22 protein-coding genes are annotated in these 24,688 nt (G+C 66.5%); 16 read left to right on the top strand and 6 right to left on the bottom strand.

The features are described 5' to 3' along the window. Positions 1-17: 17 nt before the first annotated feature. From DBY63_RS03390 to DBY63_RS03380, 3 genes are all read right to left on the bottom strand, one after another. Positions 18-1,751, bottom strand: a complete 1,734-nt coding sequence (locus DBY63_RS03390; RefSeq protein ID WP_108581276.1) for an ABC transporter ATP-binding protein/permease — start codon at positions 1,749-1,751, stop codon at positions 18-20. A 123-nt stretch (positions 1,752-1,874) separates the two neighbouring features. After that, complete coding sequence (locus tag DBY63_RS03385; RefSeq protein ID WP_007159542.1) at positions 1,875-2,435, bottom strand: response regulator transcription factor; 561 nt, start codon at positions 2,433-2,435, stop codon at positions 1,875-1,877. A 16-nt stretch (positions 2,436-2,451) separates the two neighbouring features. Beyond that, a complete protein-coding gene (locus tag DBY63_RS03380; protein WP_108581275.1) occupies positions 2,452-3,711 on the bottom strand; it encodes an ATP-binding protein in 1,260 nt (419 codons plus the stop codon). A 176-nt stretch (positions 3,712-3,887) separates the two neighbouring features. On the opposite strand from DBY63_RS03380, the gene DBY63_RS03375 reads away from it, so the two are divergent. The 11 genes from DBY63_RS03375 to DBY63_RS03325 all read left to right on the top strand — a co-directional run bounded on the left by DBY63_RS03375 (position 3,888) and on the right by DBY63_RS03325 (position 17,103). Then, positions 3,888-4,595: an SIMPL domain-containing protein gene (locus DBY63_RS03375; protein WP_007159544.1), complete on the top strand. Its 708-nt coding sequence runs from the start codon at positions 3,888-3,890 to the stop codon at positions 4,593-4,595. Between the two features lie 246 nt (positions 4,596-4,841). Then, complete coding sequence (locus DBY63_RS03370) at positions 4,842-6,440, top strand: ABC transporter substrate-binding protein (protein WP_007159545.1); 1,599 nt, start codon at positions 4,842-4,844, stop codon at positions 6,438-6,440. Between the two features lie 70 nt (positions 6,441-6,510). Continuing rightward, complete coding sequence (locus DBY63_RS03365; protein WP_108581274.1) at positions 6,511-8,109, top strand: ABC transporter substrate-binding protein; 1,599 nt, start codon at positions 6,511-6,513, stop codon at positions 8,107-8,109. 42 nt (positions 8,110-8,151) lie between these two features. After that, positions 8,152-9,744 (top strand): ABC transporter substrate-binding protein, encoded by a 1,593-nt coding sequence (locus tag DBY63_RS03360; protein ID WP_108581273.1) that lies wholly within the window; start codon positions 8,152-8,154, stop codon positions 9,742-9,744. A 144-nt stretch (positions 9,745-9,888) separates the two neighbouring features. Further along, entirely contained in the window at positions 9,889-11,307 is a 1,419-nt protein-coding gene (locus DBY63_RS03355) for an OprD family outer membrane porin (RefSeq protein WP_108581272.1), read from the top strand. A 360-nt stretch (positions 11,308-11,667) separates the two neighbouring features. Further along, positions 11,668-12,678, top strand: a complete 1,011-nt coding sequence (locus tag DBY63_RS03350) for an ABC transporter permease subunit (protein WP_007159549.1) — start codon at positions 11,668-11,670, stop codon at positions 12,676-12,678. 22 nt (positions 12,679-12,700) lie between these two features. Then, positions 12,701-13,612, top strand: a complete 912-nt coding sequence (locus DBY63_RS03345) for an ABC transporter permease subunit (protein ID WP_027597109.1) — start codon at positions 12,701-12,703, stop codon at positions 13,610-13,612. After that, positions 13,609-14,640 (top strand): ABC transporter ATP-binding protein, encoded by a 1,032-nt coding sequence (locus tag DBY63_RS03340; protein WP_007159551.1) that lies wholly within the window; start codon positions 13,609-13,611, stop codon positions 14,638-14,640. The genes DBY63_RS03345 and DBY63_RS03340 overlap by 4 nt, the downstream gene beginning before the upstream one ends. Further along, positions 14,627-15,652: a peptide ABC transporter ATP-binding protein gene (locus tag DBY63_RS03335; RefSeq protein ID WP_037007201.1), complete on the top strand. Its 1,026-nt coding sequence runs from the start codon at positions 14,627-14,629 to the stop codon at positions 15,650-15,652. Before DBY63_RS03340 ends, DBY63_RS03335 begins: the two co-directional genes overlap by 14 nt. Positions 15,653-15,866: 214 nt before the next feature. Next, positions 15,867-16,286 (top strand): GNAT family acetyltransferase, encoded by a 420-nt coding sequence (locus DBY63_RS03330; RefSeq protein WP_108581271.1) that lies wholly within the window; start codon positions 15,867-15,869, stop codon positions 16,284-16,286. A 346-nt stretch (positions 16,287-16,632) separates the two neighbouring features. Beyond that, on the top strand, positions 16,633-17,103 hold the full coding sequence (locus DBY63_RS03325; RefSeq protein WP_108581270.1) for a helix-turn-helix domain-containing protein: 471 nt from the start codon (positions 16,633-16,635) through the stop codon (positions 17,101-17,103). Positions 17,104-17,290: 187 nt separating this feature from the next. Here DBY63_RS03325 and DBY63_RS03320 read toward each other — a convergent pair whose 3' ends face one another. After that, a complete protein-coding gene (locus DBY63_RS03320) occupies positions 17,291-18,409 on the bottom strand; it encodes a hypothetical protein (protein ID WP_256594344.1) in 1,119 nt (372 codons plus the stop codon). 142 nt (positions 18,410-18,551) lie between these two features. Between DBY63_RS03320 and DBY63_RS03315 the strand changes: the two genes are divergently transcribed. The 5 genes from DBY63_RS03315 (at position 18,552) to DBY63_RS03295 (ending at position 23,615) form a co-directional block, all read left to right on the top strand. Continuing rightward, positions 18,552-18,857, top strand: coding sequence for a nucleotide pyrophosphohydrolase (locus tag DBY63_RS03315; protein ID WP_007159555.1), 306 nt, complete (start codon positions 18,552-18,554; stop codon positions 18,855-18,857). Continuing rightward, positions 18,854-19,609: a methyltransferase domain-containing protein gene (locus DBY63_RS03310; RefSeq protein WP_108581268.1), complete on the top strand. Its 756-nt coding sequence runs from the start codon at positions 18,854-18,856 to the stop codon at positions 19,607-19,609. Before DBY63_RS03315 ends, DBY63_RS03310 begins: the two co-directional genes overlap by 4 nt. A gap of 47 nt (positions 19,610-19,656) precedes the next feature. Next, entirely contained in the window at positions 19,657-20,268 is a 612-nt protein-coding gene (locus DBY63_RS03305; RefSeq protein WP_058790906.1) for a DUF4136 domain-containing protein, read from the top strand. Between the two features lie 61 nt (positions 20,269-20,329). Continuing rightward, on the top strand, positions 20,330-20,914 hold the full coding sequence (locus tag DBY63_RS03300; protein WP_007159558.1) for a DUF4136 domain-containing protein: 585 nt from the start codon (positions 20,330-20,332) through the stop codon (positions 20,912-20,914). Positions 20,915-21,074: 160 nt separating this feature from the next. Next, positions 21,075-23,615: an EAL domain-containing protein gene (locus DBY63_RS03295; RefSeq protein ID WP_108581267.1), complete on the top strand. Its 2,541-nt coding sequence runs from the start codon at positions 21,075-21,077 to the stop codon at positions 23,613-23,615. 4 nt (positions 23,616-23,619) lie between these two features. Here the strand turns inward: DBY63_RS03295 and DBY63_RS03290 are convergent, their stop codons facing one another. Then, the gene (locus DBY63_RS03290) at positions 23,620-23,829 is read right to left on the bottom strand and encodes a hypothetical protein (protein ID WP_007159560.1); all 210 of its coding nucleotides are present in this window, start codon (positions 23,827-23,829) and stop codon (positions 23,620-23,622) included. A gap of 501 nt (positions 23,830-24,330) precedes the next feature. After that, complete coding sequence (nirD, locus tag DBY63_RS03285; RefSeq protein ID WP_027602546.1) at positions 24,331-24,687, bottom strand: nitrite reductase small subunit NirD; 357 nt, start codon at positions 24,685-24,687, stop codon at positions 24,331-24,333. Position 24,688: the final 1 nt, after the last annotated feature.

Raw genomic sequence — 24,688 nt, 5'->3', positions numbered from 1 at the left:
AGACCGCTTAGTCCATATCAGAGACCCTCGCCAACCGCTCTAGGACGCAGTTCTTGGCCCTCCAGCAGCAGGTGGCGGCGATGGTAGGCGCGCAGGCTCGGACGATGGCCGACACTGACCAGGGTGAGACCCGGATTTTCCGCCAGCAGACGCTCATAGAGCGCACGCTCGTCCGCTTCGCTGAGCGCCGAGCTGGCTTCGTCGAGAAACAGCCAGTCGGGGGCGTAGAGCAGCGCCCGCGCCAGGGCTACCCGCTGCTGCTCGCCGGGCGACAGGGTGCGTTCCCAGTGGCGGGCTTCATCCAGGTGCTCGCGCAGGTGATCGAGACGGCACTGCTGCAGCACCTCGGCCAGCCGCTCGTTGGAATAGGCATCCGCCGGCTGCGGATAGGCCAGGGCTTCGCGCAGGGTGCCGATGGGCAGATAGGGTTGTTGCGGCAGGAACAGCTGACGCCCCGGCGGGACGCCGATCCCGCCCTGCCCTTGCCGCCAGAGTCCGGCCAGGGCCCGCAGCAGGGTGCTCTTGCCACTGCCCGAGGCGCCTTCGATCAGCAGGTGTTCGCCACGGGCGATACGCAGATCGGTGGGATGCAGCAGCAACCGGCCGGCGGCACCCAGGGAAAGACCTTCCAGGACCAGGTCGCTGCTACTGGCATGGGGCACCAGGATGTCGGTCTCCTGGCCGAATTCGGCCATGGTCTCGCGAAAGGTCAGCAGGCGATCGGACACGGCGCGCCAGCCGGCCAGGCTGACGTAGGCGTCGACGAACCAGCTGAGACTTTCCTGGACATTGCCGAAGGCCGAGTTGATCTGCATCAGATCGCCCAGCTGGATCTTGCCGGAGAAATAGCGCGGCGCCGCCAGGACGAAGCCGGCGATGATGGCGATCTGGCTGTAGCCGGCGGTGAAGAACGTCAGCCGCTTTGTGTAGTTCATCACCAGGTGGTAGTTGCCCCAGACATAGCCGAAGCGATCCAGCAGACGGCGGTGCTCGTTGGCCTCACCGCGGAACAGCGCCACGCTCTCGGCCTTCTCGCGGACGCGGATCAGGCCGAAGCGCAGGTCGGCTTCATAGCGTTGCTGCTGGTTGTAGAGACCGATCAGCCGACGGCCGATCAGATGGGTCAGCCAGGTGCCGACGGTGGCGTAGATCAGGGCCGCCCAGAACATGTAGGCCGGGATGGTGATGCCAAACAGGGTGATGTCGCCGGAGATGCCGAACAGGATGACGCTGAAGGACACCAGGCTGACCACGGTGCGGATGAAGCCCAGCCCGAGGCTCAGGGTGGTTTCGGCGAAGTCGCGGATGTCTTCGGTGAGGCGCTGGTCGGGGTTGTCGGCGCCGCCTTCGCGTTCCAGCTGATAGTAGTTGCGGTCGGAAAGCCAGAGGCCGAAGTGCTTTTCGGTCAGCCAGCGCCGCCAGTTGATGGTCAGCGCCTGAGTGAGGTACAGCCGGTACACGGCCAGCAGGATGGCGGTGGCGGCCAGCCCGCAGAAGTACAGCATCAGCCGGATGAAGGCGGCCAGATCGCGATTCTGCAGGGCGTCGTAGAAGTAGCGATACCAGGTGTTCAGGGCCACCGACAGGCCGACCCCGGCCAGCGACAGGGCGATGACCACGGACAGCAGGAGCCAGGCCTTGCCTTTCTCTTCACTGCGCCAGTAGGGGGTGATCAGGGCCCAGACGCGGGCCAGGAAATGCCCACGGGAAGCCCCGTAGACGGAGGGCACGGGTACGGCGGATTCGGACATGCTCGGACTCTCAAGGACTGCTCAACGAGACGCCTGCACAGCCTATGCCGGAAAGCCTGAACGAATTCTGACTGAAACAATGTAACAGTTTGTCGCCCACGGCGATCGTGGGCGATGCCAGCTTCAGCGACGCACCGGACGCTTCTGCAGCTTGCGCTGCAGGGTACGGCGGTGCATGCCCAGCGCCCGCGCGGTCGCCGAGATATTGCCTTCGTGTTCGGACAGTACCCGCTGGATGTGCTCCCACTGCAGGCGATCCACCGACATGGGATTGTCCGGCACCAGGGTGTCGAGATCGGCGTGCTGGGCGAGCAGACCGGCCAGGACGTCGTCGGCATCCGCCGGCTTGCACAGGTAGTTGGTGGCGCCGCGCTTGATGGCCTCCACGGCGGTGGCGATGCTGGAATAGCCGGTGAGGATCACCACGCGCATCTCCGGGTGCAGCTCCAGCAGCTGGGGCAGCAGCACCAGCCCCGAGTCCCCTTCCATCTTGAGGTCGAGCACGGCGTAGTCCGGCAGGTCTTCCTTGGCCAGTTGCAGGCCTTCCTCGGCGCTGTCGGCGATGGACACGCGCAAGCCGCGGCGATCCATGGCGCGGGCCATCACCCGGGTAAAGGTGGGATCGTCGTCGACCAGCAGGATGTGGGGCTGGTCGTCGAAACCGCTGTTGAGGTCGTCAGTCATAGAATTCTCCAGGCATTCACGCCAGGGCGTAGTGCCGCGGCAGGCGCAATTCGGTCAGGGTGCCGCCTTCTTCGTGATTGTAGAGCTTCACCGTGCCGCCGGCGCGGGTGACGCTGGCCTGGCTGAGAAACAGGCCCAGTCCGAAGCCCTTGCCCTTGGTGGTGAAGAAGGGCTTGCCGAGCTGTTCGGCGATGGCCAGGGGTACGCCGGCACCGTGATCGCGGATCGACAGGCACAGCTCGCGCGCATCCCAGTGCAGACGGATGGCCAGGTTTTCCGGGCAGGCATCGGCGGCATTGTTGAGTAGATTCAGCAGTGCCTGGGTAAGTTCGACCGGCGGGGTCAGGCGCGGTGGCTTGCCCAGACTGACCACCTCGAAGCTGTAGGTGGCTTCCGGTCGCATCAGGTGCCAGCGATCCATGGTCGCCTCCAGCCACTCCACGGCGGTCTGCTCCTGCACCGTCTGGCGGCGGTCCGCCTCGGCCGCGCGCACCAGTTGCTGCAGGGTCTGCTTGCACTGGCCGACCTGGGCCTGCAACAGCGCCAGGTCCTCGCTCAGGGTCGGCTGACCGGCGTACTCCTGCTGCAGCTCCTTGAGCAGCACGCTCATGGTGGACAGCGGCGTGCTCAGCTCGTGGGCCGCGCCGGCGGCCTGGGTGGCCACGGCCAGCAGCTGCTGATCGCGCATGGCCTGTTCGCGGCGCTGGGCCTGCAGGCTCTCCTGCTCGCGCAGGGCGGTGGCCATGCGCGCGACGAACAGGGTGATGACCGCGGCGGACAGGGCGAAGCTCAGCCACATGCCGTAGCTGAGCACCGCACCGTCGTTGGCCACCAGCAGGTGCAGCGGCTCGTAGGACAGCAGCATCAGCGAGAAGACCGCCAGGGTCAGGGCCGCCAGGACCAGGGTATAGAGCCAGGGCAGCGTGGCCGCGGCGATGGTCAGGGGCACCAGGTAATAGGAGGCGAAGGGGTTGGTCGGACCGCCGGCGAAATACAGCAGGGCACTGTGGATGGCCAGGTCGCAGCCCAGGTGGGCGGCGTATTCCTGCTCGGTGACCGGCCAGGGGCGGGTCAGCCGCAGGGCGGCGAACAGGCAGAGTACGGCCGAGACGCCCAGGGTGATGGCCAGGGCCGTCCAGGGCAGCTGGACGATGCCCGACAGCCGGGCGATGCCCACCGAGCCGGCCTGCGCGGCCAGCACCAGCACGCGGATGATGACCAGGCGCCCGAGATTCTGGCGATTGGCGGACAACCATTGAACAGGCAAGGAGAACATGCGAGGTTCCAGGCGCAAGAAACGATCGAGACGACAGCCCCGCGGGGCTGCCGGTCAGAGCAGACTTGGCATTATAGCGATGGGTATCCGCCCGCAGCCGCCGACGCGGCAAAGCGACGCACCATCCGCCAGGTCCGCGGTCACACCGCTTTCGGACTGCCAATCAGGAGAACACCATGACCTTTCCCCTACGCCCGCTCGTGCTGGGCGCCGCGCTGTTCAGCACCCTGCTCGCCACCGGCGTCCAGGCCGATGAGCCGCGCTACAACCAGATCAGCCTGAGGGCCGAGGTCAGCCGCGAGGTCCCGCGCGACCGCATGCAGGTCATGCTCTACACCGAAAGCCAGGGCCAGGATCCGGCGGCCCTGGCCAGCGACACCACCAAGACCCTCAACGCCGCCCTGGAGCAGGCGCGCAAGGTCAAGGGGGTGGACGTTTCCCTGGGCAATCGCAACACCTATCCGGTCTATGAAGACCAGGGCCGCGCCATCAACGCCTGGCGCGAGCGCGGTGAACTGCGCCTGGAAAGCGCCGACTTCGCCGCCCTGTCCAAGCTGACCGGCGAACTGCTGGGCAGCCTGAAGATGGGCAACCTGCAATTCACCATCGCCGATGGCACCCGCAAGCAGCAGGAGGATGCCCTGTTCAAGGACGCCGTGGCCGCCTTCAAGGCGCGCGCCCAGCTGGCCACCGAAGCCCTGGGTGGCTCGGGCTATCGCATCGTCAGCCTGGACCTGGGCACCAGCGGTGTACCCCAGCCGCTGCCGATGCTGCGCATGTCGGCGATGAAGGCCGCCAGCGATGCCGTGACCCCGGATGTCGCCCCCGGCACCACCACCGTCGAAGTGACCGCGGGCGGTACCATCGAAGTACAGATGCCCTGATCTAGTGCAGAAAAGTAACAACGCTGTTTCGGTGCGCACTTTTGGTGCGCACCGACTTCCTGCCGCGACACCTTGTCTTACATCTTTGCGACATCTGTTTTGTGTTTGGGTCGCCTGGGGTCAATAGCTCGCCTGAGCTATGGACATGGGCACAGGCTGTGCATGTGGGCTCATCTGTCCACAAGACATCGGCATTCTGTTTCGCAACGCCACATCGTGTTGCGCCGTCCCCGACATGAGGTCTCCATGCACAAGAACGTACTCGCTGCCCTCTTCGCTTCCGGTCTGCTGGCCGGCGCACCCCTGGCCCAGGCGACCAACCTGGTGTTCTGCTCCGAAGGCAGCCCGGCCGGCTTCGATCCGGCGCAATACACCACCGGCACCGACTTCGATGCGTCGGCGGAAACCATCTTCAACAAGCTGACCCAGTTCGAGCGCGGCGGTACCCAGGTCAAGCCGGGTCTGGCGGAAAGCTGGGACATCAGCGAAGACGGCAAGGTCTACACCTTCCACCTGCGCAAGGGCGTGAAATTCCACACCACGGACTACTTCAAGCCGACCCGCGAATTCAATGCCGATGACGTCCTGTTCACCTTCCAGCGCATGCTGGACAAGAACAATCCGTTCCGTAAGGCCTACCCCACCGAATTCCCCTACTTCACCGACATGGGCCTCGACCAGAACATCGCCAAGGTGGAAAAGGTCGACGACTACACGGTGCGCATGACCCTCAACGAAGTGGACGCCGCCTTCCTGCAGAATCTGGCGATGCCCTTCCCGTCGATCCAGTCGGCCGAATACGCCGACAAGCTGCTCAAGGCCGGCAAGGCGGCCGAGATCAACCAGAAGCCGATCGGCACCGGTCCCTTCGTCTTCAGCCGCTACCAGAAGGATGCGGTGATCCGCTACAAGGCCAACCCGGACTACTGGGACAAGGTCGATGGACCCAAGGTGGACAACCTGATCTTCTCCATCAACACCGATCCTTCGGTGCGGATGCAGAAGCTCAAGGCCGGCGAGTGCCAGATCACCGTCTATCCGCGTCCGGCGGACCTGGACGGGCTGAAGAAGGACCCGAATCTCAAGCTGCCGTCGCAGCCGGGCTTCAACCTGGGCTACATCTCCTACAACGTCGAGCACGGCGAGCTGGCCAAGCTCAAGGTACGCCAGGCGATGGACATGGCGGTCAACAAGGAAGCCATCATCAACGCCGTCTACCAGGGCGCCGGCCAGGTAGCCGTCAACAGCATGCCGCCGACCCAGTGGTCCTATGACAAATCCATCAAGGACGCGCCCTACGATCCGGAAAAGGCCAAGGCCCTGCTCAAGGAAGCCGGCTTCAAGGAAGGCACCGAGCTCACCCTCTGGGCCATGCCGGTGCAGCGTCCCTACAACCCCAATGCGCGCTTGATGGCGGAGATGCTGCAGCAGGATTGGGCCAAGATCGGCGTCAAGACCAAGATCGTCAGCTACGAATGGGGCGAGTACATCAAGCGTTCCAAGAGTGGCGAGCAGGACATCATGCTGATCGGCTGGAGCGGCGACAACGGCGACCCGGACAACTGGCTGGCGACCCTCTTCGGCTGCAAGGCCATCGGTGGCAATAACTTCTCCCGCTGGTGCTACCAGCCGTTCGAGGACCTGGTGGTCAAGGCCAAGCGCGTGACCGACCAGGGCGAGCGCACCAAGCTCTACGAACAGGCCCAGCAGGTGCTCAAGCAGCAGGTACCCATGACGCCTATCGCGCACTCCACGGTCTACATGCCGATGCGCAAGGAAGTCCAGGACTACAAGATCAGCCCCTTCGGGTTGAACGAGTTCTACGGCGTCAGCGTCAGCAAGTGAAGCCTCTTGGCCAGGGTCGGGAGCTAGACTCCCGACCCTGGCCGTTCATTTGACTGATGGAGTGAGACCCATGCGCCTTCCCTACGCCTACTCGTTGCTGGCGGCGAGCCTGCTCGCCTGTGCTCCGCTCGCCCAGGCGGCGAGCAACCTCGTCTATTGCTCGGAAGCCAGCCCGGCCGGTTTCGATCCGGCGCAATACACCTCGGGCACCGAATTCGATGCCTCGGCCGAAACGGTCTTCAACCGCCTGGTGCAGTTCCAGCGTGGCGGCACCACCCTCGAGCCGGGCCTGGCGACCCAATGGGACGTGAGCGCGGATGGCAAGACCTATACCTTCCACCTGCGCCAGGGCGTGAAATTCCACACCACCGACTACTTCAAGCCCACGCGCGACTTCACTGCCGACGACGTGGTCTTCACCTTCCAGCGCATGCTCGACAAGGAGCAGCCATTCCGTAAGGCCTATCCCACGGAATTCCCCTACTTCACCGACATGGGGCTGGACCAGAACATCGCCAAGGTGGCCAAGGTCGACGACCACACCGTGGTCTTCACCCTGAACAAGGTCGACGCCGCCTTTGCCGCCGACCTGGCCATGAGCTTCGCCTCCATCCAGTCGGCGGAGTACGCCACGCAGTTGCTCAAGGCGGGCAAGCCCGAGCTGCTCAACCAGCAGCCCATCGGCACCGGCCCCTTCGTCTTCAGCCGCTACCAGAAGGATGCGGTGATCCGCTTCAAGGGCAATCCGGACTACTGGAAGCCCGAGGACGTCAAGCTCGACAACCTGATCTTCGCCATCACCCCCGATGCCGCCACCCGCCTGCAGAAGCTCAAGGCCAACGAATGCCAGGTGAGCGGCTATGCGCGTCCGGCGGACCTGGTGGAGATGAAGCAGGATCCGCAGCTCAAGGTGCTGCAGCAGCCGGGCTTCAACGTCGGCTTCCTCGCCTACAACGTCCAGCATCCACCGCTGGACAAGCCCGAGGTGCGGCGTGCCCTGGACATGGCCATCAACAAGCAGGCCATCGTCGACACCGTGTTCCAGGGCGCCGGCCAGGTCGCGCAGAACGTGATCCCGCCGAATCAGTGGTCCTACGACAAGAACATCAAGGGCGCGCCCTACGACCCGGAAAAGGCCAAGGCCCTGCTCAAGCAGGCGGGGATCAAGGACGGCACCGAGATCGCGCTCTGGGCCATGACGGTACAGCGCGCCTCCAACCCCAACGCCCGCCAGTCGGCGCAGATGATCCAGCAGGATTGGGCCAAGGTCGGCATCAAGGCCAAGATCGTCAGCTACGAATGGGGTGAGTACATCAAGAGAGCCAAGGCCGGCGAACACGATGTGCTGACCTATGGCTGGACCGGCGACAACGGCGATCCCGACAACTGGCTGGGCGTGCTCTATGGCTGCAGCGCCATCGGCGGCAGCAACTATGCGCGCTGGTGCGACAAGGACTACGACGCCCTCATCCAGAAGGCCAAGACCAGCAACGATCGCGCCGAACGCACCCGTCTCTACGAGCAGGCGCAACAGATCATTCGCCAGCAGATGCCGGTGAGCCCCATGGCCCACTCGGTGGTGTCCCAGCCCATGCGCAAAGAAGTGCAGGGCTTCAAGATCAACCCCTTCGGCGTCACCGGCTTCTATGGCGTAAGCCTCGACCGCTGACCCTGTCCGGCCCGCCTCGCGGGCCTTCACGAGGAGCCTTCCGTGTCCAAACCGCTATTCTCGCTGTCTCTCGCCGCCCTCCTCTGCCTGACGGCCAATGCCGCCCTGGCACGCCCCCTGGTGGTCTGCACCGAGGCCAATCCGGAAGGCTTCGATCCGGGTCGCTACACCTCCGGCTATACCTTCAACGCCTCGGCCACCCCGCTGTACAACCGCCTGGTGGAATTCAAGCAGGGCACCGCCGAGCTGGAGCCGGGCCTGGCCGAAAGCTGGGAGGTCTCCCCCGATGGCCTGCAGTACACCTTCACCCTGCGCCAGGGGGTGAAATTCCACACCACCGACTACTTCAAGCCCACGCGCGATTTCAACGCCGACGACGTGGTGTTCAGCTTCGAGCGCATGCTCGACAAGAACAATCCCTGGTACAACCTCTCCCCGAGCGGCTATCCCTATGCCGCCGCCATGGAGATGGGCACCCTGATCAAGTCCATCGACAAGGTGGACGACAGCCACGTGCGCTTCACCCTCAACCAGCCCGAGGCGCCCTTCCTCGCCGACCTGGCCATGGCCTTCGGCTCGATCCTGTCCAAGGAATACGCCGACAGCCTGCTGGCCAGCAAGAAGACCGACGACATCAACCAGAAGCCCATCGGCACCGGTCCCTTCGTCTTCCAGCGTTATGCCAAGGATTCCAACACCCGCTACAAGGTCAATCCGGACTACTTCGGCAAGAAGCCGCAGATGGACGGCCTGGTGCTGGCGGTGACCCTGGATCCCAATGTGCGCATCCAGCGGGTGCGCAACAACGAGTGCCAGATCGGCCTGACGGTCAAGCCGCAGGACGTGACGATGCTCAAGCAGGACAAGAGCCTCAAGCTGGCCCAGGTGGAAAGCCAGACCACCTCCTACCTGGCGATGAACACCAAGCACAAGGCGCTGAGCGACGTGCGGGTGCGCCAGGCCATCGCCATGGCCTTCGATCAGCAGAACTACCTGAAGACGGTGTTCGGCGAAGGCGGCGCCAAGGCAGCAATCAATCCCTATCCCTCTTCGCTGCTGGGCTACGCCAAGGACATCAAGCCCTGGCCCCATGACGTGGAGAAGGCCAAGGCGCTGCTCAAGGAAGCCGGCTATCCCGATGGCTTCACCCTCAAGTACTACATCAGCACCGGCACCGGCCCGGGCGGCAGTCCGGCGCTGGTGGCCCAGCTGATCCAGGGCGACCTCGCCAAGATCGGCATCAAGGCCGAGATCACCCAGTTCGAGTGGGGCGAATTCGTCAAGCGCACCAAGGCCGGCGAGCATGACCTGATGATGATGAGCTGGACCGGCGACAACGGGGACCCGGACAACTTCCTCACCAACAACCTGAGCTGCGCCGCGGTGCAGGGCGGCGAGAACCGCGCCTTCTGGTGCGACAAGGCCTTCAACGACGCCATCGAAAAGGCCAAGCGCATCAACGACCCGGCTCAGCGTACCGCCCTCTACGAACAGGCCCAGCAGATCTTCCACCAGCAGATGCCCTGGATTCCGCTGGCGCATCCGCTGTTCACCGACGTCCTGCAACCCAAGGTGCAGGGCTATGTGCAGAGTCCGCTGGGGGTCTACGACTTCTCCACGGTGACCCTCGACTGATCGGCACCTGATGCCGTAAGCGACCGGGCCCGGGCGGCCCGCCCCTCGACCTTTCCCGCCTCGCGCCGTGTTTCGGCGCGACGGGTTCGGTCGTGCCGGAAACGCCCAAAAAAACAGAAAAACGACCGCTTTGGAGCACAGCCGATGACCAACATCCACCGTGGAGGCCTCGCCCTCTCGCTACTCACCCTGGCCCTGACCGCCCACGCCCAGTCCCCGGCGCCGGAAGATCCCAGCTACGCCAACGAGGTCCAGACCCTGCCCAACGTGCAGAAGCCGGTGAAGGGCCAGGAAGGCGCCAAGGGCTTCTTCACCGACGACAGCCTGACCCTGGCCACGCGCAACTTCTTCGCCCGCGAGACCAGCTCCGATCCGATCTTCAGCTACACCAAGAACGGCACCCGGGTGCGCACCCACTCGCGCAATACCTGGGTCCAGGCCACGGCGCTCAAGTACAGCTCCGGCTACACCCAGGGCCCGGTGGGTTTCGGCATCGACGTGGCCGGCTATCAGGCCACCAACCTGGAGCGGGGCAAGGGGCAGATCGGTGGCGGCGGCAACCGCACCCTGGCCAACGCCGAGGGCGAGGGCCATGCCGAGTGGTCCAAGCTGGGCATCGCCGACGCGCGCTTCCGCGTCTCCAACACCGAACTCAAGATCGGTCGTTTCATGCTCGACACCCCGGTGATCAGCTACAACGACAACCGGCCCTTCCCCTCCGGCTTCGACGGCTTCGCCCTGACCAGCGATGAATGGGACAACCTCTCGCTGCAGGGTGGCAGCTTCACCCGCGTCAGTCCGCGGACCGGTGCCGGCGACGAGAAGTGGACCACCGAGTACGGCACCCGCGAGGTCACCGCCGACCGCCTGAGCTTTCTCGGTGGCAACTACAAGCTGCCCCAGGGCTGGGAAGTCAGCGTCTATGGCGCCAACTTCGAAGACGTCTGGAACCAGTACTTCCTGAGCGTGACCCAGGCCGGCGGCTCGCTCGACACCTTTGCCTGGAAGGCGGTGGCCAACGCCTATCGCACCGTCGACGCCGGCAGCGCCAAGGCCGGCGACATCGACAACACCGCCTGGAGCCTGGCGTTCACCGGCAGCCACCAGGCCCACAGCCTGACCCTGGCCTACCAGCAGATCGACGGCAACGAGTACTTCGACTACGCCCACGAGACCGCGGCCATCTACCTGGCCAACTCCCTGGTCTCGGACTACAACGGCCCCAACGAGAAGTCGCTGCAGATCCGCTACGAAACCGACTGGAGCTACTTCGGCGTGCCTGGCCTGAGCACCGGCGTCTGGTACGCCAAGGGTTGGGACATCGACGGCACCCACTACGACGCCGGCGCCGGCAAGTACGCCAACTATGCCGAGGTCCTGCAGCAGGATGGCGAGAAGCACCACGAGATCGGCCTGGTCACCACCTACAAGGTGCAGCAGGGCACGCTCAAGGACAGTCGCTTCCGCCTGCTGCTGACCGATCACCGCGCCAGCCAGAACCAGGTCGACGGCAACGTCAAGGAGCTGCGCCTGGTCTCCACCCTGCCGTTCAACCTGCTGTGATGACGAAACCCGGCGGATTTCGTGCAGCGCCCGGCATCTCGCCGGGATCGCGTCGCGAACACCGGCGAAGCCCTGGCCATGTCGAGGATATCGACGGCCGTGGCAACGTGGTAGTCTGCCGGGTTTGGAGCGCTGGCCCAGAGCGCTCTTCGAACCTATTCGTAGGACCGAACGAGGCTGCCGCTGGCAGGCCGCGTTCGTCGCGGACCAGGACGGTCCGCGCAGGGATGAATCCGGACCCACAAGGTCTGAGAGTCAGATCAAAAGCCCGCGGGCTTTTGAGCGGGCTTTCACTTAAAAACGCGGCCGGGCACGTACTCGCGCCGTCTTGATCAGCCTCAAGAGGAGATACCCCCTCCGATGCTCGCCTTCATCGCCCGTCGCTTCGGGCTGCTGATACCGACGTTCTTTGGCGTCACCCTGCTGACCTTCGCCCTGATCCGCCTCATCCCCGGCGATCCGGTGGAAGTCATGATGGGCGAACGCCGCGTCGATCCGCAGATGCACGCCGAAGCCATGCACCGCCTGGGCCTCGACAAGCCCCTGTACCAGCAGTATTTCGACTACATCGGCAATCTCGCCCAGGGCAACCTCGGCGAATCCCTGCGCAGCCGCGTCGGGGTCTGGGACGAATTCCTGACCCTGTTCCCGGCCACCCTGGAACTCTCGGTGGCGGCCATGCTGTTCGCCACGGTGTTCGGCGTGCTGGCCGGCATCATCGCCGCCCTCAGGCGCGGCTCCACGGTGGACCACGGGGTGATGGGCGTGGCCCTGACCGGCTACTCCATGCCGATCTTCTGGTGGGGCCTGCTGCTGATCATGCTGTTCTCGGTGCAGCTCGGCTGGACCCCGGTCTCCGGTCGTCTGGACCTGCTCTACGACATCCCGCCGCGCACCGGCTTCATGCTCATCGACACCCTGCTCTCCGACGAGCCCGGCGCCTTCGTCGATGCCCTCAAGCACCTGATCCTGCCGGCCATCGTGGTGGGCACCATTCCCCTGGCGGTGATCGCGCGCATGACCCGCTCGGCCATGCTCGAGGTGCTGCGCGAGGACTATGTGCGCACCGCTCGCGCCAAGGGCCTGTCGCCCAAGCGGGTGGTCTTCGTCCACGCCCTGCGCAACGCCCTGATCCCGGTGCTGACCGTGCTCGGCCTGCAGGTCGGTAGCCTGCTCTCCGGCGCGGTGCTCACCGAGACCATCTTTTCCTGGCCCGGCATCGGCAAGTGGCTGATCGAGGCCATCGGCGCCCGGGACTACCCGGTGGTGCAGAACGGCATCCTGCTGATCGCCACCCTGGTCATCCTGGTCAATTTCGTCGTGGACATCCTCTACGGCCTGGTCAATCCGCGCATCCGCCACCAGCGTTGATGCGCCCAAACGGACAGAGCCTATGACAACGGTAAATACCCCGGCCGCTCAAGACCCGAGCGCCCTCTACCCCTCCCCCTTCAAGGAGTTCTGGCACGCCTTCGCCCGCAACAAGGGCGCCCTCGGCGGGCTGATCTTCATGGTCATCGTGGTGTTCTGCGCGCTCTTCGCGCCCTGGGTCGCGCCCCATGCGCCCAGCGAGCAATTCCGCGACTTCATGCTCACCCCGCCACTGTGGCTGGAGGGCGGCAACAGCCAGTTCCCGCTGGGTACCGACGAGCTGGGGCGTGACCTGCTCAGCCGGCTGATCCACGGCGCCCGGCTGTCGCTGCTGATCGGCCTGGCCTCGGTGGTCTTCTCGCTGATCCCCGGCATCCTGCTCGGCCTGGTCGCCGGCTTCTCGCCCAATCGCGCCGGTCCGGTGATCATGCGCCTGATGGACATCATGCTGGCGCTGCCGTCGCTGCTGCTGGCCGTGGCCATCGTCGCCATCCTCGGCCCAGGCCTGATCAACACCGTGGTGGCCATCGCCATCGTCTCGCTGCCGTCCTATGTGCGCCTGACCCGCGCCGCGGTGATGGGCGAACTGCACCGCGACTACGTCACCGCCTCGCGGCTGGCCGGCGCCGGCACCCTGCGGCTGATGTTCGTCAGCGTGCTGCCCAACTGCATGGCGCCGCTGATCGTCCAGGCCACCCTGAGCTTTTCCTCGGCGATCCTCGATGCCGCAGCCCTGGGCTTCCTCGGCCTCGGCGTGCAGCCGCCCACTCCCGAGTGGGGCACCATGCTGGCCTCGGCCCGTGACTACATCGAGCGCGCCTGGTGGGTGGTGACCCTGCCGGGTCTCGCCATCCTCTTCACCGTGCTGGCCATCAACCTGATGGGCGACGGCCTGCGCGATGCCCTCGATCCGCGTCTGAAGGTGCAGTCATGAGCCTCCTCGAAATCCAGAACCTCTCGGTGCGCTTCGGCGGCGCCGACGCCCCGCCGGTGGTGGAAGGCCTCGATCTCACGGTGGATCAGGGCGAAATCGTCGCCATCGTCGGCGAATCCGGCTCCGGCAAGTCGGTGACCATGATGGCCGTGATGGGCCTGATCGATCACCCCGGCCGCATCACCGCCGACCGCCTGGCCTTCGACGGCCAGGACCTGCTCAGCCTCAAGGGTCGCCGCCGGCGCCACCTGATCGGCAAGGAGCTGTCGATGGTCTTCCAGGACCCGATGACGGCACTCAACCCCAGCTACACCGTGGGCTTCCAGCTGGAAGAGGTGATCCGCCAGCATCTGGGCCTCAAGGGTCGCGCCGCTCGCCAGCGCGCCCTGGAATTGCTGGAAAAGGTCGAGATCCCGGCCGCGGCCAGCCGTCTCGGCGCCTATCCGCACCAGCTGTCCGGGGGCATGAGCCAGCGCGTCGCCATCGCCATGGCCATCGCCGCCGAGCCGCGTCTGCTGATCGCCGACGAACCCACCACCGCCTTGGACGTGACCATCCAGGCGCAGATCATGGAGCTCTTGGTCAATCTGCAGCGCGACGAGGGCATGGGCCTGATCCTCATCACCCACGACCTCGCCGTGGTGGCCGAGACCGCCCAGCGCGTGGTGGTGATGTACGCCGGCCAGGCGGTGGAGAAAGGCGTGGTGCCGACGCTGTTCGACGCCCCCGCCCACCCCTATACCGAAGCCCTGCTGGCGGCCATTCCCGAGCACAGCCAGACGGATCGCCTGCACACCCTGCCCGGTATCGTGCCCGGTCGCTATGACCGGCCGGCCGGCTGCCTGCTCAGTCCGCGCTGCCCCTATGTGCAGCCACGCTGCCAGGAGCGTCCGGCGCTGGAGCCCTATGACCGCGGCGCGGTGCGCTGCTTCTTCCCGCGCAACGTCGCCCCGGGCGAAGCCCCCGAGGTGCTGCCCGAACATCAACGTCCCAGCCAGTTGCCGGAGGATCGCCATGGCGCCGTCTGAAGCCACCGTCCTCGCCCGCTCCACCACCCCGGAGCAGGCGCCCGAGCACCTCGTGCTTGAAGCCAAGGGCCTGACCCAGCACTATCAAATCTCCCGCGGGCTGTTCAAGGACAGCGCCACGGTCAAGGCGCTCAACGGCGTCTCCTTCGACCTCCAGGCCGGGCGCACCCTGGCCGTGGTGGGCGAGTCGGGCTGTGGCAAGTCCACCCTGGCCCGCGCCCTGACCCTGATCGAGCAGCCCACCGCCGGCAGCCTGGTCATCGGCGGCCAGGACGTGGCCCAGGCCGACGCCGCCCGCCGCAAGGAGCTGCGCCGCGAGGTGCAGATGGTGTTCCAGAATCCCTACGCCTCGCTCAATCCGCGGCGCAAGATCGGCGACCAGCTGGCCGAGCCGCTGCAGATCAACACCAGCCTGTCGCGCACCGAAAGGCGCGAGAAGGTGCAGGCGATGATGCAGCAGGTGGGCTTGCGGCCCGAGCACTACCAGCGCTATCCGCACATGTTCTCCGGCGGCCAGCGCCAGCGCATCGCCGTGGCCCGCGCCATGATGCTGCAGCCCAAGGTGCTGGTGGCGGACGAGCCGACCTCGGCGCTGGACGTGTCCATCCAGGCGCAGGTGCTCAACCTGTTCATGGATCTGCAGCAGCAGTACCGCACGGCCTATGTGTTCATCTCCCACAATCTCTCGGTGGTGCGCCACATCGCCGACGAGGTGATGGTGATGTACCTGGGCTGCATCGTCGAAAAGACCAGTCGCGACCTGCTGTTCGAGCGGCCCCTGCATCCCTATACCCAGATGCTGCTGTCGGCCACCCCGAGTCTGCACCCGGACCCGAGCAAGCCGCGCATCCGCATCCAGGGCGAACTGCCTAATCCGCTGGATCCGCCACCCGGTTGCGTCTTCCACCGTCGCTGCCCCTATGCGACGGAAAAGTGCAAGACCGAGGTCCCGGCGCTGCGCAACGTGGAAGCCCGCCAGGTGGCCTGCCACTATGCGGAGAACTTTCTGTAGGCCAACGGCGCCGTTGGGCTTCGCTGGCGATCAATCCAACCTACTCACTGACGCTGGTACGTAGCAGCAACTCTCGCATCGCGGCCATGGGCCGCTCCTACATGGTGATCAGAACCCGTAGGAGCGGCCCATGGCCGCGATAGAGCCGTTAAAGCCAGCAGCATCCTCGAACGCACCTGTAATCTTTGGGCTTCATCCCGCTGCCGGACTTCCCATGCACATCCGCCCCTTCCAGCCCGCCGACACCGAGGCCGTGGTCAGCCTCTGGCAGGCCTGCGGTCTGACCCGTCCCTGGAACGATCCCTACCGCGACATCCAGCGCAAGCTCGCCGAGCAACCCGAGTTGTTTTTGGTGGGCGAAGCGGACGGCGTGCTCATGGCCAGCGCCATGGTCGGCACCGATGGCCATCGCGGCTGGCTCTACTACCTGGCGGTGGCCCCCGCCCACCAGCGCCGCGGTCATGCCCGGCGACTGGTGGCGACCGCCGAACAGCTGCTCACCGAGCGCGGCTGTCCCAAGCTGCAGCTGATGGTGCGCCGGGACAACGCGGCGATCCTCGGCTTCTATGCGGCCTTGGGTTATGTGGAGGCCGAGGTCGTCACCCTGGGCAAGCGGCTGATCGCCGACGACTAGAGTGGAAGAAGGCGAAGCCCTGTCCGCTGCCGATACTCAATGCCCAGTGGAAAACGCTTCGCGGCTTTCCACGCTACGGACTGACAGCTGACTGCAGGGTGGGTAACGGCGCAGCCTTACCCACGCGCAGCCGAACCTGTTGTGGAAACCCTGGACGGTTTCCACCAGGTATAGCCGGTGTAGAGTGGACGGATCCTCTGAGGAGACGGGCTTCCGAATCCCCCTGCCGGCGAGGCCGTCAGGTCCCTGTCGTCTCCCTGTCAGGCTGCTGTCGGGTTGCCGTCGTGTCGGACAGAGGGGTCTGCGGCTAGGCTTTCCCTCGTCCCTCATCGCTGGAGAAATCGAGATGCAACTGCCCAACAGGATCAAGGAACACCGCCTGGCGCGAGCCTGGTCGCAAGAGCAGCTGGCCGAACTCGCGGGCATCAGCACCCGTACGGTGCAACGCCTCGAAAATGGCGAACAGGCCAGTCTGGAGACGCTGAGCGCCCTGGCCGCCGTCCTGGAGATCAGGGTGAGCGATCTGACCGAGCAAACCTCCCAGGAAGCAGGATCCGCCGCAGACGAGCGGATCGCCAATGCTCGTGAACAGGTGGCCGCCGAGATCGGCTTCTATTGGCAGGTGCTGCGAGGCCTGGTCATCTGCATCTTTCTCTATGTGCTCAATCGGGAGACCTCGCCCGACAGCCACTGGTCCTGGTGGGTCGCCGCCATCTGGGGAGTTCTGCTGCTGGGCCGCGGCATCCAGACCTTCTTCCTGCGCGACCGAGTCGCCCTCTGGCAGCACGCCCGGCTGCAGAAGCTGCTACGCAAGTAAGGAAGGCCACCAATCGGCCTCACTGTGGGAGCCAGGTGGCGATCCTGGACTTCAACAGGCTCAGCGCCAACCCACGAGCGTGCCACCCGCTGCCGTAGGTTGGGCTGAGACGGCTTCATCGTCGAAGCCCAACATCCCAGACCTTTTCCTTGCTGTTGGGCTTCGCTGGGCTCAACCCAACCTGCGTTTAGCGTGGCAGCAGCCCCACCAACGGCCCCGGATGCTTGCGGACCTCCGCGTAGGGCACCAGGGTGCCGCCGGGCTCGTCGCAGTTGCGGGCGGCGCGGAAGAAGGTCGGACCGAGGTAGAGACCCTTGGGCGTCAGGTACCAGGGTGCGAATTGCCAGACGTCGGCGCTGCGATAATCGCAGCCGTCGCCATCGGTCGGCGCCTGCATCAGCTCTGGATACAGGCGGGTGAACAGTCCGATCACCCAGGGTGCCAGGGTCTGTTCCCGATAGTCCGCCAGGGCCTGGGAATAACGATCTTCCGGCTGCGGGCGGATCGGCTGGCCGTGACCCAGCCAGAGAACGTCTTCCAGCGCCAGCTCCTGGCCGGTCTGGAGATCCAGGGTCAGGGGCGCGCTGCCGAAATCCGGGTGGGCCGCGCCGCTGCAGCTGTACTGGCTGAACAGATTGACGCTGAGCACCCGCTCGGTGAGCAACTGCGGGGTCACCTGCAGGCTGTGCTCGCCGTCAGGACCGATGCAGCTCAGATGAGCGTCCACCTCCGCCCAGAGGCGGTCGCGCAGCACGGCATTGGCCGCCTCGCTGGCGCCCTCCACGGTAAACAGCTGCATGCCCGAGACCGGCTCGCGCCACCCGCGCAGCTCACGCCCCATGAAGGTCTGGCGCTCGCCCGGTTCCAGCTGGAGTCCCTGCAGGCGGCGATATTCGTAGGGGTCGTCCCGGCGCAGTTGCTGCCGATAGCGATCGTCCGCGGCGGGCTGCGCCAGGTGCAGCGGGGCCAGGGCGAGGGGCAGGGTCTTGCCGGCCCCGCTCCAGCTGCCGGTCCAGCGACCGTCGGTGCCGCGCGTCAGCGACCAGCTGGCCTTGGCGCCCTCCTGCCAGGGCGCGCCCTCCTCCAGCTCCAGCCGGTCGCCCGGCTGAGCCGGACCGCTCAGGCGCAGGTCGCGGCGATAGCGGTCGTAGAAATAGCGCCCATAGGCTTCGTCATTGGCGGTGGGATCGAGCTCCACCACCACCCGGGCCTGGCCCAGGGTGCCTTCCAGCAGCAGCTTTTCGGCATGGGCGACGCCGGTGGTCAGCAGCAGGGCCAACCCCAGACCGGTCAGGCAAGCTTTCATCAGGGCTCCCGCAGCCAGCGTATCGGTGTTGCGCCCAGGGTAGAGCAGCGGCGCGAGGCTGTCTTGCGGGTCGGCGGACGAGCCACTGCCGCCCGCGCGTTCAGCCATGGGAGAATGGCGTTTTTTCGACCCCCGGACGCCCATGGACCTCCCCGCCCTGCTCACCCGCCTGCACGCGATCCGCGATGCCAACGCCTGGCGGCGCTATCACAACCCCAAGAATCTGGCGATGGCCGCCAGCGTCGAGATGGCCGAACTGGTGGAGATCTTCCAGTGGAAGAGCGATGTCGAGGCCCGCGCCCTGAGCGCCGCCGAGCGCGAACACGCCGGCCAGGAAATCGCCGACGTGCTGCTCTATCTGCTGCAACTGGGCAGCGAACTGGAGCTGGATGTGGAACAGGCGGTGCTGGCCAAGCTGGCCGATAACGAGAGGCGCTTCCTGCCGTGAGCGATACCTTCTTCGACGACCGCGCCACCCGCTTCGCCGCCAACATCTATGGCGGCACCAAGGGCGCCATCCGCCTGGCCGTATTGCAGGCGGATCTGACCGAGGTGCTGCCGCAACGCCCGCTGCGGGTGCTGGACATCGGCGCCGGGCTCGGCCACATGAGTCTCTGGCTGGCGCAACAGGGCCATGCCGTGACCCTGGCCGAACCCTCGGCGCCCATGCTGGCGGGGGCCCAGGAGGCCTTCGCCGCCGCCGGCCTCGACGCCGCCTGGCTGGCGCTGCCCTGGCAGGAGCTGCCCTTCTTCGCCGAACCCTTCGATCTGGTGCTCTGCCACGCGGTGCTGGAATGGCTGGAGACGCCCACGGCGATCCTGCCGACCCTGCAACGCTGCCTGGCGCCGGACGGCTGGCTGTCGCTGGCCTTCTACAACCGCGATGCCCTGATCTATCGCAACCTGCTCAAGGGGCACTTTCGCAAACTCCGGCAGGGTGAATACGCCGGCGCGGGCCAACGCGGCCTCACGCCGCAACAACCGCTGGACCCGCGCGAGGTCGAGGCCTGGCTGGCGCCGGACTGGCGGATCCAGGCGCGCAGTGGCGTACGGGTCTTCCATGACTACATGCCGCCGGAATTCCAGGCGCGCGCCGCGGGCGAGGAGCTGGTGGCCATGGAACTGGCCCATCGACGGCACCCGGCCTTCGCCCGTCTCGGCCGCTATCTGCATTGGCTCTGCCAAGCTAAGGCAGGATGACCTCGGGCGCGGTATGCTCTGGCCAGCATTCCTTCGAGGAACCGGTCATGCGTCGCCCCCTGCTCTGCCTGTCGCTCGCGCTGCTCGCCCTGGCCGGTTGCCAGACGCCCAATCCCTATGTCGCCAGCAGCCTGCCCGAAGCCTCGGTGCCGGTGCTGCCGCAGCAGGATCCAGCGGCCTATCCGCCGGCACCGCGTGACTGGAGTCGCTATCGCACCTGGAGCTGGGCCCCCGGCGCCGCCGTGGTCAGCGGCGGCCTGGATGGCCAGACCGTGCAGCAGGCGGTGGCCGACGGTCTTGACCAGCGTGGGCTGAGACCGGCCCTTGGCGGTGCCCGCGCCGATCTGCAGGTGCGGGCCCGCCTTACCCAGCAGCAGCGCAGCGAGCAGTACACCGACTACTACGACACCGGCTATGGCTACGGCGGCTACGGGCCCTATGGCTACGGCCCGGGCTATGGCGCCACCGTCGGCCAGGCGCGGACCCGCACCCGGACCTTTCTGGTCGACGTGCTGGAGGTGGAATTGCTCGATCCCGCCACCGGCCGCGTGCTCTGGCATTCGGCCGCCGAGCAGGCCAGCGGCGGCAATAGCGGCGAACGCGCGCGTACCCTGAGGGACACCACCCGCCGCCTGCTGGCCAACTATCCGCCCAGCTGACGCGATAAGTCGCCCTTAAGCCAGTCCAAGCAGACTAGTCTCCTGACCCAGAGGATCGCCCATGAAACGTTGCCTCCTGCTGCTTGCGGTCCTCTTGCTGGCGGCCTGCGCCGAGCGCGGCCCGCGCAACCTGGACTATGACGCCAGCCGCGACTTCGCCGCCTATCGCAGCTGGGGTTGGGCCGATCCCGCCATCGAGTACCGCCCCAACGATCCGCGGGTACGTAGCGATCTCACCGAACAGCGCCTGCGCGATTCGGTCAGCAGCGGGCTCGACCAGCGCGGGCTGCGTCCCGCACCGACCGGCGCGCGCCCGGACCTGAAGATCAAGCTCTATGTGATCCTCGATCAGCGCCAGCAGAGCTTCAGCTATGCCGATCCATACTGGGGCCCGGGCTGGGGTGGCCCCTGGGGCTCCGCCTGGGGTCCCGGTCCCTGGGGGCCGAGCTATGTGCGCACCCAGACCGTCACCTACCCGGTGATGACGGTGCAACTCGACATGCTCGATGGCCGTGACGGCAAGCTGGTCTGGCGCGCCAGCGAAGAGCGCCTGCTGGACGACCAGAACGCCACCCCGGCCCAGCGCAGCGCCGCCTTCAGCCGGCTGATCGGCGACCTGCTCGTCAGCTATCCGCCGCGGCCTTGAGCGGTTGACCGTCCGGGCGGCTCTTGGCTGCCCCCGGTCCGACGCTGAGCAGACGGCCGCTGGGCGGTAACGGATAATGGCCTCTGGCCAGGTACCCCGCGCGTCGTCTGTAGCCCGCTTGCGGGGAACCTGACTGTCTCCAGCGCCGCCCAGGTTGATCATGACGTCCACGCCCATCGCCACCCGCCGCAGCCACAATCTGCTGCTGCGCCTCTTTCCGGTCATCTGCGCCCTGCCGATCCTGCTCGGCCTCGGCTGCTACCTGCTGATCAGGACCGCCACCAGCCAGGACGCCGACGTCCAGCAACGCGCCCGCACCTATATCGAGCGCACCCTGGTGCAGGTGGAGAACGAAATCGGCCACAACATCATCAACTACGCCAAGTGGGGCGAGGCCTACAAGCACCTGCACCTGACGGTCGATCTGTTCTGGGCCAACGACGAGCGCAACGTCGGCGACATCCCCTATGAGCTCTACGGCTACAACGGGGTCTTCGTACTGGATCCGCAGGACCGGACCGTCTACGCGGTGATCGATGGTCGGCCGACCGAGCGCGCGGCGGCGCAATGGCTCGAAGGCGATCTGGCCGGTCTGCTGGCGGAGACCCGCCAACGCCCCGGCGAGACCGAAAGCCTGGTCCGGGTGCTGAGCGTGGGCGGCGTCCCGGCGCTGGTCGCCGCGGCCACCATAACGCCGGGCGCGAGCTACAGCGTGGCCCCTGGCCCCGGCGCGCCCTCGGTGATGCTGTTCGTCAACGTGCTCGATCCGGACACCCTGGCCCATCTCAGCGACACCTATGGCCTGCCGCGACTCGAGGCGTCGCGGGCGCCCCTCGCCGATCACCAATACCTGCAGTTTCTGGATTCGCCGCTGCTGCTCAACTGGCAACCGCCGCAACCCGGTGCCCAGCTCCTGCGCCGTACCCTGCCGATCTTTCTGGCCGGGGTGCTGCTGCTCGGGCTGGTGCTGGCCCTGCTGATCCGTCATGCGCTGAATTCGGCTCGCCAGCTCGACCGGCAATTCGATGCCCTGGTCGCCAGCCAGGCCGAACTGAGCCGCAGCGAAAGCCGCTTTCGCGAACTCGCCGAGGCCGCCTCCGACTGGCTCTGGGAAAGCGACGCCGCAGGCCGTATCACCTATCTGTCCGAACGCTTCGCCCGCATCACCGGTCATGCGCCCGGCAGCTGGCTCGGCCGGCCGCTCACGGAGCTGTTCAGCAGCGAGACCACCCGCCTGGCCAACTGGCTCCAGGACAACGTTCACCAGCGCGACGAGCGTCAGGTGCTGCGCTGCCACTATCGCGACCGCCAGGGTCACGCCCGGGTCTGCGAGATCACCGCCCGGCCGCTGCCCGAGGGCGCCGGCTTTCGCGGTACCGCCAGCGACATCACCGCCGCGGTCAATGCCCAGGCGGAAATCGAACACCTGTCGCAACACGACAGCCTGACCGGCCTGGCCAACCGGCTGCAATTGCAGCACTACCTGGCGCGCAAACTGGCGCAATCCAGAACGCCGCTGACGCTGCTCAGCCTGGACCTGGATCGCTTCAAGCCAGTCAACGACAGCCTCGGCCATGCCGCCGGCGATCGGGTGCTGCAGGAAATCGCCCGCCGCCTGCAGGCCAGTCTGAGGCCCGGCGGCCTGGTGGCGCGCCTGGGTGGCGACGAATTCATCGTGGTGTTGCTCGGTCACCTGGACGTGGCGACGGTCGACCAGATCTGTGCCCGCCTGGTAAACGCCATCGGCCGGCCGATTCTGCTGGAGGAGCAGTCGGTCAGCGTCGGCACCAGCATTGGCATCGCCCAGGCCCCGGACCAGGCCACCCAGGTCGAGGACCTGCTGCGTCTGGCGGATATCGCGCTCTACCAGGCCAAGGCCGCGGGTCGCAACGGCTGGTGCTTTCATGCGCCGGCGATGGACGCCCAGCTCAGCCAGCGGCGCGATCTGGAGCAGGAGTTGCGCCAGGCGCTGGCGCTCGACCAGTTGCGCCTGGGCTACCTGCCGCGCCGAAGCATCGCCACGGATGACCTGAGTGGCGTCGAGGTCCAGCTGCACTGGGCCCATCCGCTGCGCGGTCTGCTGCCGCCCGCCGCCTTCCTGCCGCTGGCCGAGGAAACCGGACTCAGCGTTGCCCTGGGGCCGTGGCTGCTGGACGACGCCTGTCGCGCCGCCGCAGCCTGGCCCGTGCCGCTACGGCTGGTCATCAGCCTATCGGCGCGCCAGTGCGCCGATGCCGAGGCCCTGGTGGAGGCGGTCGCCAGCGCCCTGCAGACCAGTGGTCTGGCAGCGGGACGCCTGGAGCTGCAAGTGCCCGAGGCCTTGTTACAGGTGGAAGACGTGTCTCTCACTCAGCTGCAGGCGCTCAAGGCCCTGGGCGTGCGCCTGAGTCTGGCCGACTTCGGCAGCGGCTCAGGCGGCCTCGAGGCGCTGCGCCAGTCCGTGCTGGATGGCATCAGCCTGGATAGCCGTCTCGTCGCTCGCCTGGAAACTCAGCCTGCCGATGCCGCCATCGCCCAGGCCCTGATCGGCCTCGGACGGACCCTGGGCCTGCGGGTGGCGGCGACGGGCGTGGAGACGCAGGACCAGTTGGACTGGCTGCGGGCGCACCTCTGCGACGAGGTCCAGGGCCCGCTGTTCGGCCCGGTCCTGGCGGGCAACGACCTGGCGTTGCTGCTGGCTACCGAACAGCGGCCGGGATGACGACCTAGAGGCGCTCCAGCCACCCCAGATCGCCCCCGCGGGCCGGTACCGGATAGCAGCCATAGGGCGCATAGCCATGGGTACAGACCGGATCGGCGCGCAGCGTGGGTTCGCCCACCGGTTGCGCGCGCCAGCCCTCTAGCAGGGCGATGGCGGCCAGGGCCAGAAGCAGGGCGATGAACAGCGCGGAGCGAATTGTTCTTGTCAGGCGCATGGTGACCTCCCGCGAGGCGATTGCCAGGATCGGCAGACAGCGTCCCCGCTCCTTGAGTATCGACCCTTGGAAGTCATTTCGCCGCCCCGCGCAGCTCCCGATTGCGCAAAGCTGCACTGCGGTTAGTGCAACAGTGGGGATAGCAGTGTTCGGCGCGGACCCCGGACAAGGCTGCGCCGTTGTCCAGGCTACACGCCAAGCTCCGCCCCACTCCGGACCGCCCTCTCTCCGCCGGGAGAGGGTTGGGGTGAGGGTCACCTGGCATCGCCTTGGCCATTTCCGGACAAGGCTGCGCCGTTGTCCAGGCTACGCGCCAAGCCCCGCCCCACTCTGGACCGCCCCCTCTCCCGCCGGGAGAGGGTTGGGGTGAGGGTCACCTGGCATCGCCTTGGCCATTTCCGGACAAGGCTGCGCCTTTGTTCAGCCTACGCGCCAAGCCCCGCCCCACTCTGGACCGCCCCTCTCCCGCCGGGAGAGGGTTGGGGTGAGGGTCGAGCCACGTCAGGCGATCTCCACCTGCTCGCCGTTCAGCCGCACCGCCCAGGTGGGTAGGGCCTGCTCCGGGTACTCCAGGCAGCCACCGTCCGCCAGGCGGAAGTGCTGCTTGTACAGCGGCGAGGCGATCACCAGATCCGGGCCCAGCTGGCCGACGATGCCGCGGCCGATGACGTTGGCGCCGGACTTGGGGTCGCGGTTGCCCACGGCGAAGACCTTCTGCTCGGTGTTGGGCAGGTAGAACAGCGCCACCTGCTCGCCCTCGTGCAGGGCCACCACGCCGGACTGGGGCACCAGGTCGGCCAGGCTGCACAGGGGTTGCCAGCGGGGTTCCAGGGCACGCGCGGTAGTGGTCTGGGTCATG

Origin of the sequence: Pseudomonas sp. RIT411 (assembly GCF_003057735.2) — a bacterium.
In the GTDB taxonomy this organism is placed as follows: Bacteria; Pseudomonadota; Gammaproteobacteria; order Pseudomonadales; family Pseudomonadaceae; genus Chryseomonas; species Chryseomonas oryzihabitans.
The sequence above is the reverse complement of the archived record's forward strand: the minus strand, read 5'-3'. Positions and strand labels throughout refer to the sequence as shown.

Bases quoted from the DNA above. Each gene is read 5' to 3' on its own strand.
- DBY63_RS03390 (WP_108581276.1), bottom strand. From the start codon at position 1,751: ATGTCCGAATCCGCCGTACCCGTGCCCTCCGTCTACGGGGCTTCCCGT.
- DBY63_RS03385 (WP_007159542.1), bottom strand. From the start codon at position 2,435: ATGACTGACGACCTCAACAGCGGTTTCGACGACCAGCCCCACATCCTG.
- DBY63_RS03380 (WP_108581275.1), bottom strand. From the start codon at position 3,711: ATGTTCTCCTTGCCTGTTCAATGGTTGTCCGCCAATCGCCAGAATCTC.
- DBY63_RS03375 (WP_007159544.1), top strand. From the start codon at position 3,888: ATGACCTTTCCCCTACGCCCGCTCGTGCTGGGCGCCGCGCTGTTCAGC.
- DBY63_RS03370 (WP_007159545.1), top strand. From the start codon at position 4,842: ATGCACAAGAACGTACTCGCTGCCCTCTTCGCTTCCGGTCTGCTGGCC.
- DBY63_RS03365 (WP_108581274.1), top strand. From the start codon at position 6,511: ATGCGCCTTCCCTACGCCTACTCGTTGCTGGCGGCGAGCCTGCTCGCC.
- DBY63_RS03355 (WP_108581272.1), top strand. From the start codon at position 9,889: ATGACCAACATCCACCGTGGAGGCCTCGCCCTCTCGCTACTCACCCTG.
- DBY63_RS03350 (WP_007159549.1), top strand. From the start codon at position 11,668: ATGCTCGCCTTCATCGCCCGTCGCTTCGGGCTGCTGATACCGACGTTC.
- DBY63_RS03345 (WP_027597109.1), top strand. From the start codon at position 12,701: ATGACAACGGTAAATACCCCGGCCGCTCAAGACCCGAGCGCCCTCTAC.
- DBY63_RS03340 (WP_007159551.1), top strand. From the start codon at position 13,609: ATGAGCCTCCTCGAAATCCAGAACCTCTCGGTGCGCTTCGGCGGCGCC.
- DBY63_RS03335 (WP_037007201.1), top strand. From the start codon at position 14,627: ATGGCGCCGTCTGAAGCCACCGTCCTCGCCCGCTCCACCACCCCGGAG.
- DBY63_RS03330 (WP_108581271.1), top strand. From the start codon at position 15,867: ATGCACATCCGCCCCTTCCAGCCCGCCGACACCGAGGCCGTGGTCAGC.
- DBY63_RS03325 (WP_108581270.1), top strand. From the start codon at position 16,633: ATGCAACTGCCCAACAGGATCAAGGAACACCGCCTGGCGCGAGCCTGG.
- DBY63_RS03320 (WP_256594344.1), bottom strand. From the start codon at position 18,409: ATGAAAGCTTGCCTGACCGGTCTGGGGTTGGCCCTGCTGCTGACCACC.
- DBY63_RS03315 (WP_007159555.1), top strand. From the start codon at position 18,552: ATGGACCTCCCCGCCCTGCTCACCCGCCTGCACGCGATCCGCGATGCC.
- DBY63_RS03305 (WP_058790906.1), top strand. From the start codon at position 19,657: ATGCGTCGCCCCCTGCTCTGCCTGTCGCTCGCGCTGCTCGCCCTGGCC.
- DBY63_RS03300 (WP_007159558.1), top strand. From the start codon at position 20,330: ATGAAACGTTGCCTCCTGCTGCTTGCGGTCCTCTTGCTGGCGGCCTGC.
- DBY63_RS03295 (WP_108581267.1), top strand. From the start codon at position 21,075: ATGACGTCCACGCCCATCGCCACCCGCCGCAGCCACAATCTGCTGCTG.
- DBY63_RS03290 (WP_007159560.1), bottom strand. From the start codon at position 23,829: ATGCGCCTGACAAGAACAATTCGCTCCGCGCTGTTCATCGCCCTGCTT.
- nirD (WP_027602546.1), bottom strand. From the start codon at position 24,687: ATGACCCAGACCACTACCGCGCGTGCCCTGGAACCCCGCTGGCAACCC.